Source organism: Nitrosospira lacus, assembly GCF_000355765.4.
Classification (GTDB): Bacteria; Pseudomonadota; Gammaproteobacteria; order Burkholderiales; family Nitrosomonadaceae; genus Nitrosospira; species Nitrosospira lacus.
This window is the reverse complement of record NZ_CP021106.3, coordinates 1,356,225-1,372,482: the sequence shown is the minus strand read 5'-3', so window position 1 is coordinate 1,372,482 and position 16,258 is coordinate 1,356,225. Positions and strand designations below refer to the sequence as shown.

Genomic DNA, 16,258 nt, shown 5'->3' with positions numbered 1-16,258 from the left:
CAGTTATTTCTCCATTCGAACCGCTACCATAAATTACTAATGCCGATCCAGATCGATATCCATTGCCAGCGACCGGATTTCCTTCACCAGCACATTGAATGATTCTGGCATACCGGCATCAATCTTGTGGTCGCCTTTGACAATGCTCTCGTACACCTTGGTACGCCCGTTCACATCGTCCGACTTGACCGTCAGCATCTCCTGCAATGTATAGGAAGCACCATAGGCTTCCAACGCCCATACCTCCATTTCACCAAAGCGCTGTCCGCCGAATTGCGCCTTGCCACCGAGCGGCTGCTGGGTGACCAGGCTGTAGGGACCAGTAGAGCGTGCATGCATTTTATCGTCCACCAGGTGGTGCAGCTTCAGCACATGCATATAGCCCACCGTGACGGGGCGGTCGAAAGCCTCGCCCGTTCGGCCATCGTACAATGTCACCTGTCCGGATCGTGGAAGACCGGCAAGCTCGAGCATATCCTTGATTTCATGCTCGGTAGCCCCGTCGAAGACGGGGGTGGCGAAAGGCACGCCGTCCTTGAGATTTTCCGCAAGGTCCATGATTTCCGCATCGGTGAGCGAAGCAATATCCTCTTGTTTGCCACTTGTGTTGTAAATCTGGTCAAGCAGCTTGCGGAGCTCGGCAATCTTGCTGTCCGCCTGGAGCATGTCGCCGATTTTCCTGCCAAGTCCTTTTGCCGCCCACCCGAGATGGGTTTCCAGAATCTGCCCCACGTTCATGCGCGAAGGTACCCCCAAAGGGTTCAATACCACGTCGACCGGAGTACCATCTGCCATATAGGGCATATCCTCGACTGGCACGATCTTGGAAATCACGCCTTTATTGCCATGGCGTCCCGCCATCTTATCCCCAGGCTGCAAACGCCGTTTCACTGCTACGTACACCTTGACCATTTTCTGGACGCCTGGCGGCAATTCATCGCCTTGGGTAAGTTTCTTTTTCTTTTCTTCAAAAGCAATGTCAAATGCCTTGCGTTTTTGCGCGAGGCCCTCCTCGATTTGTTCCAGCTGCAAGCTTGTTTCTTCGTCGGCAAGCCGGATATCGAACCAATGGTGCGGATCGATGCTATCCAGATATTCCTTGGTAATCTGCGCTCCCTTGACGAGTTTTTTTGGTCCCCCGGTTGCTGATTTGCCCTTGAGCAGGCGCTCAATACGCTCGAATGCATCGCCTTCCACGATCCGCATTTGGTCAGCCAGATCCTTCTTGTAGCGTTTCAGCTCATCGTCGATGATCTGCTGGGCACGCTTATCGCGTTCTATTCCTTCCCGGGTGAATACCTGCACGTCGATCACCGTCCCGGAGATACCTGATGGCACACGCAGCGATGTATCCTTTACATCGGAAGCCTTCTCGCCAAAAATCGCGCGCAACAGTTTCTCTTCAGGCGTCAATTGTGTCTCGCCCTTGGGGGTGACTTTGCCCACCAGCACATCGCCAGCCTCCACTTCGGCACCGATGTGAACAATGCCCGAGGCATCCAGGCGTCCGAGTTGCACCTCCGACAGGTTGGAAATATCCCCGGTGATTTCTTCCGTCCCCAGTTTGGTGTCCCGGCTTACCACCGAGAGTTCCTCAATATGGATGGATGTGAAGCGATCCTCGGCGACGACGTGTTCCGAAATGAGAATCGAATCCTCGAAGTTGTAGCCATTCCAGGGCATAAATGCAACCAGCATATTTTGCCCCAATGCCAGCTCGCCCTTGTCAGTGGAAGCACCGTCAGCCACGACGTCGCCTCGTGCAATCACGTCACCCACTTTGACCAGTGGACGCTGATTGATGTTGGTGTTCTGATTGGAGCGGGTGTATTTAATCAGATTATAGATATCCACGCCCACTTCGCCGACGCGTGTTTCGGTATCATGCACCCGCACCACAATACGGCTCGCATCCACGTAATCCACCACGCCGCCGCGCACTGCCTGCACCGCGGTTCCTGAATCCACCGCCACGACACGCTCGATGCCAGTGCCAACCAGAGATTTCTCCGCACGCAGGCAGGGTACTGCCTGCCGTTGCATGTTGGATCCCATTAATGCACGATTGGCATCATCATGCTCCAGAAATGGAATCAATGAAGCAGCTACCGATACGATCTGGGCAGGCGCCACGTCCATGTACTCGATACGATCCGGTGTCGCCAAAGTAAATTCATTCTTGTGACGGCAGGAAACAATGTCGTTGGTGAATTTACCGCGGCGATCCAGCTCCGCATTCGCTTGCGCAATCACATACTGACCTTCCTCAATCGCCGACAGATAGTCAATTTCATCGGTAACGCTTCCGTTCTTCACCTTGCGGTAGGGTGTTTCCATGAACCCATATTCATTGGTGCGGGCGTAAAGCGCCAGTGAATTAATCAAACCAATATTGGGACCTTCCGGCGTTTCAATCGGGCACACGCGACCATAATGGGTAGGGTGCACGTCGCGCACCTCAAACCCTGCGCGTTCGCGCGTCAGCCCGCCCGGTCCCAGCGCGGAAACGCGGCGCTTGTGGGTAATCTCGGAAAGGGGATTGGTCTGATCCATGAACTGCGACAACTGACTGGAACCAAAGAACTCGCGCACCGCGGCCGACACCGGTTTTGCGTTAATCAAATCATGGGGCATCAGATTATCCGATTCAGCCTGACTGAGACGTTCTTTCACCGCTCGTTCGACCCGCACCAGTCCTGAACGGAACTGGTTCTCCGCAAGTTCGCCAACTGAGCGGACACGACGATTACCGAGATGATCGATATCGTCAATCTCACCGCGGCCATTGCGCAATTCAACCAGAATCTTGATGACCGCGATGATATCGTCATTCGACAATGTGGTGGACCCATCCAGTTCAGTCCTGCCCACACGGCGATTGAATTTCATCCGTCCGACTACAGATAGATCATAACGTTCCGGTGCATAGAACAATCCGTTGAACAACGCCTTGACTGCTTCTTCGGTCGGCGGTTCGCCGGGGCGCATCATGCGGTAGATGGCCACTTGCGCGGCCATCTGGTCAGCGGTTTCATCTATTCTCATGGTTTGAGAGATGTATGCCCCTTGATCAAGATCGTTGGTATAGATGGTTTGAATCTCTTCTATATTGGCTTCGCGCAGTTTGGCAAGCACAATCTCCGTAATCTCGTCGTTCGAGAGCGCCACGACTTCACCCGTTTCCTTATCCACGACGTTATGACCCAGTACCCGGCCCAGCAGAAAATCTTCCGGCACCGCAAGCCTGTCAATGCCCGCCTGCTGCATTTCACGCACATGTTTCACGGTTATACGCTTGTCTTTCTGAACGATAACTTTGCCGCTTTTGGTGGCAATATCAAAGCGCGCAATGTCGCCGCGCAAACGTTCCGGTATCAGCTCAAAGAGAATGCCTTTCTTGGACAGATGGAAAGCATCAAAGGAGAAGAAGCTCTCAAGAATTTGCTCCGGTGTATAGCCTATGGCCTTCAGCAATGCGGTAATCGGCATTTTCCGGCGGCGGTCAACGCGAAAATAGAGATAATCCTTGGGATCGAATTCAAAATCGAGCCAGGAGCCGCGATAGGGAATAATGCGGGCGGAAAAAAGCAATTTGCCGGATGAGTGCGTTTTACCCCGGTCATGCTCGAAGAATACCCCTGGGGAGCGATGCAATTGGGATACAATGACCCGCTCGGTTCCATTAATAACGAACGAACCCGTGCCCGTCATGAGCGGAATCTCGCCCATGTAAACTTCCTGTTCCTTCACTTCTCTTACTGTTGGCTTGGAAGCCTCCTTATCCATGATCGTCAATCGCACTTTGGCGCGCAACGGAGAAGCATACGTAAGACCACGCTGCTGACATTCCTTGACATCGAACGGAGGAGTACCCAGCACATAATTGACGAAATCAAGACGGGCGTTCCTGGAGTGGCTCTCGATCGGAAAAATCGAGATAAACGCCGCCTGCAATCCCTGCGTGGCGCGTTGATCAGGCTCAACCTGGGCTTGCAGGAAAGCCGCATACGATTCGATCTGAGTAGCGAGAAGAAACGGAATCGGCAAGACGCTGGCGCGCTTGGCGAAACTTTTACGGATGCGTTTTTTCTCGGTAAACGAATAGCTCATGGAATCTCCGGGAGGTCAAAAGACGGATGGACAGAAAATGGGAGCAGAGTATTTGTTTTAAGCTATGGGGCTAAGCATTCTGCGACACAAAAAAACAGACATTCAAACACTAGATTCAAAAGTAGAATGCCAGATCCTGACGGCGATTTTACACGCCGTCAGCTGGCTTCATTGCTGCATGACTCTATTTAATCTCGCTGGTCGCACCGGCTTCGGTAAGTTGTTTTTGAATGGCTTCAGCATCCGCTTTGGGAATACCTTCCTTCACCGCCTTCGGTGCGCCGTCGACCAAATCTTTTGCTTCTTTCAAGCCCAAACCGGTAATCGCGCGCACCACCTTGATCACATTGACCTTGCTTTCACCCACTGTGGTCAGAATCACGGAAAATTCCGTTTGCTCTTCCACGGCGGCAGCGGCGGCACCTGCTGCAGGCGCAGTCGACGCGACAGCTACCGCGGCAGCGGAAACACCGAATTTCTCTTCCATTTCCTTGATTAACTGGGAAAGTTCCAGCACAGTCATATTCGCGATCGATTCTAAAATTTCTGCTTTGGCTATAGCCATGATTTTCTCCTGATAAATTTAAGCTTCTGGTTGTGTTGCGGTTTCAATGGCTTGAAACCGGCTCGGCGGCCTGCTTCTGATCACGTACGACTGCAAGGCCGCGCACAAAACTGGTCGGCACCTCATTGAGGGTCCGCACAAAATTGGCAACGGGGGCCTGCATCGTGCCCAGCAGCTTCGAAAGTAGTGCTTCGCGGCTGGGAAGAGAGGCTAGATCGGCAATCTCTTTACTGGACATCACGAGATTTGCCATGGCGCCACCTTTGATCACGAATTTGTCATTACCTTTGGAAAATTCGTGCAATACCTTTGCCGCCGCTACCGGATCGCTTGCGATGCCATAGGCTAATGGTCCCACCATATATTCGGAAAGTCCGGTAAATGGGGTATCCGTAACCGCACGCCGCGCAAGCGAATTCTTGAGCACCCGGAAATATATTCCCGATTGCCGTGCCTTCGCACGCAATTGGGTCATATGCCCGACTCCAAGCCCGCGGTATTCCGCAATGATAATGGCCTGGGCTTTTGCTACCTGAGTGCTGACTTCGGCGACAACCGCTTTTTTCTCTTCTAAATTTAGACTCAAGGCACATTCTCCATCTTTAATATGCAATGTTGAGTTTGGTATCAAGTCATGAAAAAACTTGCAACCTGCCTCAATATCGCGAACCGGCGACCTTAAATCAGGAGATAAATCATTCCTGTTTTTGGGTACACCATCTGCGCTGGGTGCTCGAAATGGCAGCAGGCCGGAAGCTCAAGATGAGCAACCATCAACACCTTCAGCCTTTTCCCATTCCGTTTTGCGATTAAGTTCTCAAGCGATGCCTGACTCGGTAAATAGCATTACCACTTTTCACCGTCCGCTCTTCACTGAGTTAACCCCGGCGGTCTTTGACAACCCGTCAGGTCGGGAAAACAGCCCTCTCTGACGGCCCAAAGTCTTACAAATTCATATGGATGCTTCTCACACCTAGCGCATACTGGTCTGATCCACCCGGATCCCTATCCCCATCGTGCTGGAAACCGATATTTTTCTCAGATAAATACCTTTGGAGGTGGCCGGCTTGGACTTGTTGAGCGCGTCCACCAGCGCCAGCATGTTCTCTTGCAAAGAATCCACGCTAAACGATGCACGACCTATGGTGCATTGAACAATCCCTGCTTTGTCAGCACGATATTGCACCTGGCCTGCCCGGGCATTTTTTACCGCACCCACGATATCCGGTGTCACCGTCCCCACCTTGGGGTTGGGCATCAAGCCACGCGGGCCCAGTATCTGGCCTAGTTGCCCTACGATACGCATGGCATCGGGGCTGGCGATGGCCACGTCAAAATTGATATTGCCTGCTTTGATCTGTTCCGCCAGGTCTTCAAACCCAACAATGTCGGCACCCGCGGCGAGCGCCTCCTTAGCCTTGTCTCCCTGGGCAAATACCGCTACACGCACAGTTTTACCGGTCCCTGCGGGCAACACTACCGAGCCACGCACTGACTGATCGGATTTCTTTGCATCAATGCCAAGATTGACCGCCACATCAATCGATTCATCAAATTTTGCGGTGGCCGTTTCCTTGATGATTCTGAGCGCATCCGGTAGCGGATAAGACTTGCTGCGGTCCGTTTTGGCGATGATGGCCTTGAAGCGTTTGGATATATGCGCCATGCTATATGCCCTCCACGTCCACGCCCATACTGCGAGCGCTGCCAGCGATGGTACGAACCGCGGCATCCATGTCGGCCGCGGTCAAATCGGGCATTTTTACCTGAGCAATCTCTTCCGCTTGCTGCCGCGTCAATTTGCCTATTTTGTCGGTATGGGGTTTGGGACTACCCTTGCTGAGTCCAATCGCCTTTTTGATCAGCACCGTCGCGGGTGTGGTCTTCATGGTGAATGTGAAGCTCTTGTCGGCATAGGCGGTAATTACCACCGGCACCGGCAAGCCAACTTCCATTTTCTGGGTAGCGGCGTTGAACGCCTTGCAGAACTCCATGATGTTGAGTCCCCTTTGACCCAGCGCAGGACCTATGGGCGGACTAGGATTGGCCTTCCCCGCCGGCACTTGAAGCTTGATGTAGCCGATTATTTTTTTTGCCACGATAATTCTCCTCTCGGGTGCGAACGAACGCTGCCGCGCTCTCCCCAGTTAATAAACGACACAGGCGATACCTGATACTGACACGAGCTCGCTTCTAATTAGAATATTCAAGCTTTCTCGACTTGACTGAAATCCAGCTCCACCGGGGTAGGGCGGCCAAAAATGGAAACCGATACCCTGATCTTGCTTTTATCATAATTAACATCTTCCACATTGCCATGGAAATCCGTGAATGGACCTTCCTTGACCCTTACCGCCTCGCCCGCTTCGAAGAGAATCTTGGGCTTCGGCTTTTCCACTCCCTCCTGAATCTGATGGAGGATATTCTCCACTTCTTTCTCGCTGATGGGCGTCGGCTTCATGGCCGAACCCCCTATAAAGCCGGTAACCTTTGCGGTATTTTTGACCAGGTGCCATGTTTCGTCAGTCATTTCCATCTCGACCAGCACGTAACCGGGAAAGAACTTTCGTTCACTGAGATTTTTCTGGCCCCCTTTCATCTCGACCACTTCTTCTACCGGAACCAGTATTTGACCAAACTTGTCCTGCATTCCGGCGCGACTGATTCGCTCCTTCAGCGCGCGCTGCACGCTCTTCTCAAATCCGGAATAGGCATGAACCACAAACCATTTTTTATCCATCACCCTTCCTGCCCCATGAGATACTTCACCGCGAGCAGCAACCCCGCATCCACCATCCATAGAAATATGGCCATCACCAGAACAAAGGCAAACACAATGCCCGTGGTTTGCACCGTTTCTTTACGGCTCGGCCACACCACTTTCTTGGTTTCTTCCGAGGACTCTCTGGCAAACGCATAGAATTGTTTGCCAAGAGTGGTAAACCAGACCGCCACCGCCGCCAAAACGAGACCCGACAGCACGACAATGACGCGAATCACCATGGCGCTATCCCGCAGGTAATAAAAACCGGCAATACCCGCGATCAACAGCAGAAGCGCCAATCCCAACTTGATCTTATCCACTCTATTCCACTCTGCCTTTAATGCTCGTCAGTAAATGAAGCGCGCAGAGCCGAATATGCGAATTGCAAATTCGGCCCACGGAACCATCATGGTTCAATCCGCTTGCGCCATTATGAATTTTGTATCCTTCGAAACACACGATGACTGATGGTTTATTAATGACATCCTTGTCTTGGCAGGCCAGGAGGGCATCGAACCCCCAACCTTCGGTTTTGGAGACCGACGCTCTGCCAATTGAGCTACTGGCCTATATTTCCTTCGGGAACAAAGATAAAAATCAGGAAACTCATATGTTAAGCACAAGAACGTCTGGCGCTACTCGATAATCTTTGCCACCACGCCCGCGCCGACGGTTCTTCCGCCCTCGCGAATGGCAAAACGCAGACCTTCTTCCATGGCAATGGGCGCAATCAGGTTCACCGTCACCGAAACGTTGTCCCCAGGCATCACCATCTCCGTGCCCGCCGGCAATTCTATCGCTCCGGTCACGTCTGTGGTGCGGAAATAGAACTGGGGGCGGTATCCCTGGAAAAACGGGGTATGACGCCCGCCTTCTTCTTTGCTCAGTACATAAATCTCTGCCGCAAACTTGGTATGCGGGGTAATGCTGCCAGGTTTGGCCAATACTTGACCGCGCTCGACTTCTTCCCGCTTGGTACCGCGCAGCAGTACCCCAACGTTGTCCCCCGCTTGCCCCTGGTCCAGCAGTTTCCTGAACATCTCCACGCCGGTACAGACGGTCTTCAGGGTGGGCTTCAAGCCTACAATCTCGATTTCTTCCCCAACTTTGACTATGCCGCGCTCAACCCGCCCCGTCACGACTGTGCCACGTCCGGATATCGAAAAAACGTCTTCCACCGGCATCAGAAAGGGCCCGTCTATGGCGCGCACCGGCTCCGGAATGTAGCTGTCCAGCGCATCCGCCAGCTTGAATATGGAGGGCTCGCCTATGTCGCTCTGATCCCCTTCCAGCGCCTTCAGCGCAGAACCAATGATGATCGGCGTGTCGTCACCAGGAAAATTGTATTTGGATAGCAGTTCGCGTACTTCCATTTCCACCAGCTCCAGCAGCTCGGCGTCGTCCACCATGTCGGCTTTGTTCATGTAGACGATGATGTACGGCACCCCTACCTGACGTGCCAGCAAAATGTGCTCCCGCGTTTGCGGCATCGGGCCGTCGGCTGCCGATACTACCAGTATGGCACCGTCCATCTGCGCCGCGCCCGTAATCATGTTCTTCACGTAGTCAGCATGGCCAGGACAGTCAACATGGGCGTAATGGCGCGCGCTGGTCTCGTATTCAACATGAGAGGTATTGATGGTAATGCCTCGTGCCTTCTCTTCCGGCGCCGAGTCAATCTGCGCATAACTCTTCGCTTCACCACCAAATTTCTTCGCCAGCACCATCGTGACCGCCGCCGTCAGCGTGGTCTTGCCATGATCCACGTGGCCAATCGTCCCTACGTTTACGTGCGGTTTCGTCCGCTCAAATTTGCTCTTTGCCATGTTGTGCCCTTTTTAAAGCTTTTTATCCAGATTTTTAAAATTTAAATACCTATGGAGCCCATGGCCAGGATTGAACTGGCGACCTCTCCCTTACCAAGGGAGTGCTCTGCCACTGAGCTACATGGGCAAGCACTGTTTCTGCCTGTATGTTTCTGCCTCTAGCAACAATTTCCAATAACTTCCAACTTTTGTTTCATCCTACCGGCCTGCCCTCTCCGGGTAAATGGACTTACAACTATTGGTCCTTCAGAATCCTGAAAAATCCGTTCTTGCCTAGCCACTCATTCGCGTCGATTCTTCACGTCCGGCAGACCGTCAGAGAATCTGGAGCGGGTGAAGGGAATCGAACCCTCGTCGTAAGCTTGGAAGGCTTCTGCTCTACCATTGAGCTACACCCGCGACTAGCAATCAACTCGAATAGAAGCAGCCCAATCAAATTACCGTATCAGTCAGCTATCTTCACCCCGGCAGGCCTCATCCTCCGTCGCCTTTATCAGGCGCGTGCCAAGACGGTCAGGCTGACGCCGCGCCAAATACCGGCCTCCTGATTTGGTGGAGGGGGAAGGATTCGAACCTTCGAAGGCAGAGCCGTCAGATTTACAGTCTGATCCCTTTGACCGCTCGGGAACCCCTCCAAACGAAACTCCCAATTGTGAATGTTTTAGACTGACAAGTCAACGTGCATTTTCAGGGCTTTGCACCCGCCAAGCCGTAATATTCGAAATGGGCTATCGAAAGCACTTCCCCGTTGACTGCCTTGAATTTGCAATTGTCCAAAACTTCTCACTCCCGCCCGTGTCTGAATTATGACATCCTTGTGAGGAATCAGGGCATCTTGAATGAGGAAATATAAACATGGCCATACCGGCAATTATAGGCTGATGATGTTCAATGCGTGGACCCCTGACGCAAGCCCAGTAGCTCCACATCGAATATCAACGCCGCGTTCGGGGGTATTACGTTCCCGGCTCCCCGTGCTCCGTAGGCCATCTCGGGAGGAATAATCAGCGTGCGCTGCCCGCCCACCTTCATCCCGGCAACACCGCGATCCCAGCCTTTTATTACGCGCCCCGCGCCCAGTAGAAATGAAAAAGGCGTGCCGCGATCACGGGAACTGTCGAATTTCGCACCCTTGTTCTCGGGTGCCGTCACATCGTAAAGCCAGCCAGTATAATGGACCTCGACCATTTTGCCGATAACCGCTTCTTCGCCGGCTCCTGTTTTTATATCTTTTTTTACGAGTTCAGTCACCTTGGTCGCTCCTTTTTGAGTTTCGGAAAATGCAACTTGGGGCAGAAAAATCACGCTCAATATCAATATGCCCACATTGATCAGGGTGTTTACTTTAGTCATGGCTTCCTCAAAATTGAATTAAAATCATCGACAGCGCTCTCAAAACAATAACCTCTTGAATCAACCTACATCCGGTGATTGATTTGCCCATTGGTTATCCAACACCATGATCCCAAAAGATTACTTCCGAAACTTGATCTTCAGCTTCCTGGCAAATCCCTTACGGAGCGGATTTAGATCAAGGATAGCTTGCTTCCATATTTTTCTGTTCGCCGCCCTCGCGACTCTCGAATATTATACCCGGTATGACAAGTTGCACCGCGACCCCATTAATGAGTCGGTAAAGTGAGTCCGCTAATCCCTGATTGTCATCAATAACCGGATGGAGACACCGCACGCATGCAGCAGCGCTTGAACGAGGAGATACAGCAGGAGCAAAGAGCAAGTCCGGTTCGCCTCCATGATTCGCGCCTGGTCCGCGTGCTATATCTGACAGTGGGGTGTGCCGCGGTAATACTGGGCATAATAGGAATAGTACTGCCGGTGTTGCCCACAACTCCTTTTCTGCTGCTTGCAGCCGCCTGTTTTGCCCGCAGTTCACAACATTTTCACGACAAGCTACTGGCCAACCGCGTCGCCGGACCCATAATCAGGGAATGGATCGAGCACCGCAGTATTCGACGCCCCGTCAAGCGCTGGGTCTACTTGTTGCTGGCGCTCTCATTTGGCAGCTCCATCCTGTTGATGCCTTCTGTGTGGCACCAGGCAATGCTGGGCGCGCTGGGTCTAGTCCTCTCGGTGTTTATCTGGCGCATTCCGGTAAGAGATGCCGATGTCCAAGCATGATCAAGACATAACATGACCCTGCCGGGACTGCGGCCGCCTTCTCCCGGAAGGGGCGCATGATTCGATCCCGTTCGGCATTTACTGCGCAGCCTGTGGCTCGGCTACAAAGATTTCAACACGACGATTTTTTGCTCTGTTTGCGGGCGTATCGTTGGCAACCACTGGTTCGCGGGAACCCCGGCCCTCGATACTTATGCGGTTTGAAGAAATACCCCGGCTTATCAGGTAATCGCGTGTGCTCGCCGCACGGTTGAACGATAACGGGTTATTGACCGCATCGCTGCCTGAACTGTCGGTATGACCGATAACTGTTACCAGGGAGTCCGGATTTTTAGCCAGGCTGGTCGCAAAACTATCCAATACGGGTCTGAAATTGGAGGTGATCTCCGCACGTCCGGTATCAAATGAAATATCGCTGGGAATATCCAGCTTCAGACGGTTATCCGCAGTCTTGATGACTTGCACCCCCGTTCCCGATGTGGCCTGTTCCATTTCCTGCTTTTGCTGCTCCATTCGTCTCGACCAGACGTTTCCCGCAATGGCGCCGGCGCCGGCGCCGGCAGCCGCACCAATCGCCGCGCCTTTCCCGCCGCCTGCGAGAGCACCAATGATCGCACCCGCGCTTGCGCCGATACCCGCGCCGATAGCGGTATCCCGAGTGGTGGTACTCTGTGTTGCAGGTGAACTGGCACAGCCACTCAATGTCAAAATTGCCGCCATGGAAATCACTGACAACTGATTGCGCATGATATCTCCTTATTGGTTAGTAATTGCTTAGTAGGGACTATTTGCTGTTGATAGGGACTTGTTTACGGCATTTACTACACTAACTTTAGCAGAAGAAATAAAAGATGCGCCCGCTTCCAGGAACGTCGATTACTACGCGCCCCTCACGCACGGTTACCCTCGCGGGTGATGCAGGGCGTGGATCTGCTTCAGCCGTTCGCGCGCCACGTGGGTATAAATTTGCGTGGTAGAAATATCGGCGTGGCCCAGCAGCAGTTGCACGACACGCAAATCAGCACCGTGATTGAGTAGATGGGTAGCGAAAGCATGGCGTAAAGTGTGGGGAGACAAGGTGTTGTTGATACCAGCGACGCGCGCATGGCGCTTGATAAGGTGCCAGAAAGCCTGGCGAGTCATGGCGGAACCCCGGGCCGTGACAAACAGCGTATTAGCGGCCTTCCCCCCCAGTAATACGGACCGCGCTTCCCTGGTGTAGCGGATTACCCATTCTAATGCTTCTTCGCCTAAAGGTGTCAGTCGCTCCTTTCCACCCTTGCCCATTACGCGTACAACACCCATGTTCAGGCTTATTTGCATAACGTCAAGACTCACCAGCTCGGATACCCGCAGCCCGCTGGCGTATAACACCTCAAGCATGGCGCGATCACGCAACCCCAATGATTGCTCCACGTCGGGCGCATTCAACAGCGCTTCCACGTCTGCTTCGGTCAGACTTGCGGGCAGACTGCGGGGGAGTTTCGGCGTGTCAATATTGAGGCTGGGGTCAGCCTGGATTCTACCCTGACGCAGCAGAAAACGGTAAAACCGCTTCAAGCTCGACAGCTCGCGGCTGGTGGTGCTCGCCTTGACCCTGACCGAAACCTTGAAGGCAAGAAACTCCAGCAGATCGGAATGGGTTGCCGCTGTCAGCGCGGGGTCATTCCATCTTTTTTTTCCAAGCCATTCGCTAAATTGCCGCAGATCGCTGCGATAACTCTCCAGCGTATTGCGTGACAGCCCATCTTCCAGCCACAAGGCATCAGAGAACTCATCCACTAACCCTGCATTGAACTCAGCCGCGCTCATGCTGCAATAGCCAGCGCTTGATAGCGAGCGGGACGCCGTCGCTTGCATTCATGAAGCCGCCCAGCCCGCCGCTTTTGGCAATAACGCGATGACACGGGATAACGATAGGAAGTCGATTAGCGCCACATGCCTGCCCCACCGCACGCGGGGCGGAGTGCAGTTGCGTTGCGATATCGGCATAACTGCGAGTCGCACCACTGGGGATATCCTGAATGGCGCTCCATACCCGGCGCTGATGAATGGTACCGCCAATGTGCAGCGATAAGTCAAATACGAAACCCGAATCCGCTAAATATGCCTGCAATTGATTGCAAACTTCCTCGGCCAGAGAGGTTTGCGGCATGAGCGGCGGCGTATCTAGCGGCAGATATTCGATATCGGTTAACCAGTCTTCCTCAATGCGAATACCGAGGACGGCAAATGGCGTGGCAAGCTTTGCCTCATAATCCTCCACCGATTTTACCCTCAGACCAGTCTTCGGTTTATTCATGACAGCATTGTTTTATCGCCAATTTCCTATCAATACACTAAACTATTATGTCCCGGCCATCAACCATGCTTGTCCACTTCACCGCGACCGCATTATTAAACGGGAATAATTGATAATCAATTATTCTGCCTATTTTGACTTTATTCAAACAGACCGGCGATAATTCGCTATTATTGGCTACTATCGGCAAGAACAATTAAAGGAGCAGTGGTGAAATTTAGCATAAAAAACGGAAATCCGGAAAAGCAGCGCGGTGCTTGCGTGGCCGTCGGCGTATTCGCGCCAGGTAAATTGACCGAGGCCGCGGAAGCCATGGACAAGATCGCCGGAGGATATATCGGCAGCATATTACGCAGCGGCGACATGAAGGGCAAGGCGGGTTCGACGCTGGTGTTGCACAATGTGCCCGGCACGCTGTGCGAGCGTGTGTTGCTGGTGGGGTTGGGCAAGGAACAAGAGATCAACGACAAGGCATACCGCGATGCAGTGCTCGCCGCCTTCAAGGCGCTGCATGAAACGGGCGCCACCGATGCCACTCTGTTTTTGACTGATGTGCCGGTTAAGGAACGCGACGCTGCCTGGAAGGTTTCACAGGCCGTAATCGTGGCAATGGAAAGCATTTATCGCTTCGATCGCCTCAAGAGCAAGACCGAGGGAGCCAAGCCACACCTGCGTAAAGTCACTCTGGGTACAACCAGTCGGGCGGAGCTTGCTGTCAGCGAGGAGTCCCTGCGGCAGGGACTTGCCATCGCCGACGGCATGAATCTGGCCAAGAATCTCGGTAATCTGGCACCCAATTTCTGTACTCCAACCTATTTGGCAGAGCAAGCCGTCAGTATTGCCAGGACTTATAAGCTCAAGGCTACTGTCCTGGAGCAGAAAGATATGGAAAAGCTCGGCATGGGATCGTTGCTGGCCGTGGCACGCGGCAGCCGTCAACCTGCCAAGCTGATCGCGCTGGAATACTGGGGTCAGGCGAAGAAAGAAAAGCCTGTCGTGCTGGTGGGTAAAGGAATTACGTTTGATACCGGTGGCATTTCGTTGAAACCCGCAGCGGAAATGGATGAAATGAAATATGACATGTGCGGCGCGGCCAGCGTGCTCGGCACCATTAGCGCGATTGCGCAAATGCGGCTGCCGCTCAATGTGATCGGCATTATTCCCACAACCGAGAACATGCCGGGCGGCAACGCCACCAAACCTGGCGATGTCGTGACCAGCATGTCCGGGCAAACTATCGAGATCCTCAACACCGATGCCGAAGGACGGCTGATCCTGTGTGATGCGCTCACTTATGCCGAGCGCTATGAACCCGACACGGTAATAGATATCGCCACCCTTACGGGTGCCTGTGTCATCGCACTTGGACATGTGGCATCGGGTCTGCTCAGCAATGACGATAAACTGGCGGAGGAATTGCTGCGCGCCTCCGGGCGGGCGGCGGATCCCGCCTGGCGCCTGCCGCTATGGGACGATTACCAGGAGCAACTGAAAAGCAATTTCGCCGATATCGCCAATATAGGCGGGCGTGCCGGTGGAACCATCACCGCCGCCTGCTTCCTGTCGCGTTTCACTAGGAAATATCGATGGGCTCATCTGGACATTGCCGGGACCGCGTGGAAATCCGGTAAGGAAAAAGGCGCGACAGGCCGGCCCGTGCCGCTGCTGACCCAATTTTTAATCGGCCGGGCGGCAAAGAAAGGCCGCTAGCATCACCATGACCGAAATCGATTTTTATTCGGGTGGGGGCGATAAACTGCAGATCGCTTGCCGTCTCATCGCCAAGGCGGTGCGGCAAGGCCTCAAGCTGATGGTTTACAGCCCTGATGCGGCTATGGTCGAGCGGCTCGATAAACTGTTGTGGACCTTTTCCCCGACCGATTTTATTCCGCACTGTCGCACTGGCGACAAGCTGGCCGGGGTAACTCCGGTCGTACTCGGCCACCACTACGGCGAATTGCTGCACGATGACGTGCTGCTCAATCTGGATATCGAGCACCCGCCTTTCTTCAGCCGCTTCCAGCGCTTGATCGAAATCACCGGAACCACGCCGGAAGATACGCAGGCCGCGCGAAAACGCTACCGTTTTTATAAAGACCGGGGGTATGAAATTCGCCATCACAAACTTGGAATGGCATGATCCGCCTTGTATTCCCATGCCTTCGTGAATCCCGAGACCATTCATGACAAATAGCAGCGAAATCTCACCCGAAACTGATTACAATGAGATCCTGGAGAAGGTTGATGCGTTACTGCGCAAGCATCAGGGCAGGCCGCCTTCAGCCCGGAATGAAGCGGACGGAAACGCGACGTCACCGCGACTGGCTTTCGGAACATTAGAGAAAAACTCACTGACGGCTGCCGACAACATACCAACGCTCACAGAAACGGTATTTTTGCCCCCGGCAATGTTATCGCCTCAGTCCGATATCACGTCCCTGCTTGGTCAAATTCTGGATTCCTCGCTCAAGGACGCGGGAGCCGATCTGGACGCCAGAGCGCGAAACGCGTTGGTTCATGCATTGGAATGCCGTTTATTTGGTCTTTGATGA

16 protein-coding genes and 4 tRNA genes are annotated in these 16,258 nt (G+C 53.3%); 4 read left to right on the top strand and 16 right to left on the bottom strand.

All coding sequences use genetic code 11. The features are described 5' to 3' along the window. Positions 1-36 precede the first annotated feature (36 nt). From rpoB to EBAPG3_RS05970, 13 genes are all read right to left on the bottom strand, one after another. Positions 37-4,110 carry a DNA-directed RNA polymerase subunit beta gene (rpoB, locus tag EBAPG3_RS06035; protein WP_004175964.1) on the bottom strand — a complete coding sequence of 1,358 codons (4,074 nt, stop codon included), beginning with the start codon at positions 4,108-4,110 and terminating at the stop codon, positions 37-39. Positions 4,111-4,294: 184 nt separating this feature from the next. Continuing rightward, entirely contained in the window at positions 4,295-4,675 is a 381-nt protein-coding gene (rplL, locus tag EBAPG3_RS06030; protein WP_004175966.1) for a 50S ribosomal protein L7/L12, read from the bottom strand. Between the two features lie 43 nt (positions 4,676-4,718). Beyond that, the gene (gene rplJ / locus EBAPG3_RS06025) at positions 4,719-5,261 is read right to left on the bottom strand and encodes a 50S ribosomal protein L10 (protein ID WP_004175971.1); all 543 of its coding nucleotides are present in this window, start codon (positions 5,259-5,261) and stop codon (positions 4,719-4,721) included. A gap of 387 nt (positions 5,262-5,648) precedes the next feature. Further along, positions 5,649-6,341 (bottom strand): 50S ribosomal protein L1, encoded by a 693-nt coding sequence (gene rplA / locus EBAPG3_RS06015; protein ID WP_004175975.1) that lies wholly within the window; start codon positions 6,339-6,341, stop codon positions 5,649-5,651. A 1-nt stretch (position 6,342) separates the two neighbouring features. Beyond that, entirely contained in the window at positions 6,343-6,774 is a 432-nt protein-coding gene (gene rplK / locus EBAPG3_RS06010; RefSeq protein ID WP_004175977.1) for a 50S ribosomal protein L11, read from the bottom strand. A gap of 107 nt (positions 6,775-6,881) precedes the next feature. Next, positions 6,882-7,415 carry a transcription termination/antitermination protein NusG gene (gene nusG / locus EBAPG3_RS06005; protein WP_004175981.1) on the bottom strand — a complete coding sequence of 178 codons (534 nt, stop codon included), beginning with the start codon at positions 7,413-7,415 and terminating at the stop codon, positions 6,882-6,884. Then, positions 7,415-7,759: a preprotein translocase subunit SecE gene (gene secE / locus EBAPG3_RS06000; RefSeq protein ID WP_004175982.1), complete on the bottom strand. Its 345-nt coding sequence runs from the start codon at positions 7,757-7,759 to the stop codon at positions 7,415-7,417. The genes nusG and secE overlap by 1 nt, the downstream gene beginning before the upstream one ends. 173 nt (positions 7,760-7,932) lie before the next feature. Then, a tRNA-Trp gene (locus EBAPG3_RS05995) sits at positions 7,933-8,008 on the bottom strand. A 66-nt stretch (positions 8,009-8,074) separates the two neighbouring features. Then, a complete protein-coding gene (tuf, locus tag EBAPG3_RS05990; RefSeq protein ID WP_040853253.1) occupies positions 8,075-9,265 on the bottom strand; it encodes an elongation factor Tu in 1,191 nt (396 codons plus the stop codon). A gap of 52 nt (positions 9,266-9,317) precedes the next feature. Continuing rightward, positions 9,318-9,392 (bottom strand) — tRNA-Thr (locus EBAPG3_RS05985). 198 nt (positions 9,393-9,590) lie between these two features. Then, positions 9,591-9,664, bottom strand: a tRNA-Gly gene (locus EBAPG3_RS05980). Between the two features lie 151 nt (positions 9,665-9,815). After that, positions 9,816-9,900: transfer RNA gene (locus tag EBAPG3_RS05975), tRNA-Tyr, on the bottom strand. 253 nt (positions 9,901-10,153) lie between these two features. Beyond that, positions 10,154-10,618, bottom strand: a complete 465-nt coding sequence (locus EBAPG3_RS05970; RefSeq protein WP_004178962.1) for an FKBP-type peptidyl-prolyl cis-trans isomerase — start codon at positions 10,616-10,618, stop codon at positions 10,154-10,156. A gap of 339 nt (positions 10,619-10,957) precedes the next feature. Here EBAPG3_RS05970 and EBAPG3_RS05965 point away from each other — a divergent pair, with 339 nt between their 5' ends. Further along, positions 10,958-11,404, top strand: a complete 447-nt coding sequence (locus EBAPG3_RS05965) for a YbaN family protein (RefSeq protein ID WP_004178964.1) — start codon at positions 10,958-10,960, stop codon at positions 11,402-11,404. Positions 11,405-11,482: 78 nt separating this feature from the next. Here EBAPG3_RS05965 and EBAPG3_RS05960 read toward each other — a convergent pair whose 3' ends face one another. The 3 genes from EBAPG3_RS05960 to EBAPG3_RS05950 all read right to left on the bottom strand — a co-directional run bounded on the left by EBAPG3_RS05960 (position 11,483) and on the right by EBAPG3_RS05950 (position 13,706). Beyond that, positions 11,483-12,151, bottom strand: a complete 669-nt coding sequence (locus tag EBAPG3_RS05960) for a YiaD family glycine zipper/OmpA-like lipoprotein (protein ID WP_004178965.1) — start codon at positions 12,149-12,151, stop codon at positions 11,483-11,485. Positions 12,152-12,304: 153 nt separating this feature from the next. Next, on the bottom strand, positions 12,305-13,216 hold the full coding sequence (gene xerD, locus EBAPG3_RS05955; RefSeq protein ID WP_004178966.1) for a site-specific tyrosine recombinase XerD: 912 nt from the start codon (positions 13,214-13,216) through the stop codon (positions 12,305-12,307). Continuing rightward, positions 13,203-13,706, bottom strand: coding sequence for a methylated-DNA--[protein]-cysteine S-methyltransferase (locus EBAPG3_RS05950; protein ID WP_051049041.1), 504 nt, complete (start codon positions 13,704-13,706; stop codon positions 13,203-13,205). The genes xerD and EBAPG3_RS05950 overlap by 14 nt, the downstream gene beginning before the upstream one ends. A 210-nt stretch (positions 13,707-13,916) precedes the next feature. Here EBAPG3_RS05950 and EBAPG3_RS05945 point away from each other — a divergent pair, with 210 nt between their 5' ends. Genes EBAPG3_RS05945 through EBAPG3_RS05935 form a run of 3 tightly spaced genes read left to right on the top strand, consistent with a single transcriptional unit; the run spans position 13,917 to position 16,255 of the window. Next, a complete protein-coding gene (locus EBAPG3_RS05945) occupies positions 13,917-15,416 on the top strand; it encodes a leucyl aminopeptidase (protein WP_004178970.1) in 1,500 nt (499 codons plus the stop codon). A gap of 7 nt (positions 15,417-15,423) precedes the next feature. Beyond that, positions 15,424-15,846: a DNA polymerase III subunit chi gene (locus tag EBAPG3_RS05940; RefSeq protein WP_004178972.1), complete on the top strand. Its 423-nt coding sequence runs from the start codon at positions 15,424-15,426 to the stop codon at positions 15,844-15,846. 43 nt (positions 15,847-15,889) lie between these two features. Next, positions 15,890-16,255, top strand: a complete 366-nt coding sequence (locus EBAPG3_RS05935) for a hypothetical protein (protein ID WP_004178974.1) — start codon at positions 15,890-15,892, stop codon at positions 16,253-16,255. Positions 16,256-16,258 lie beyond the last annotated feature (3 nt).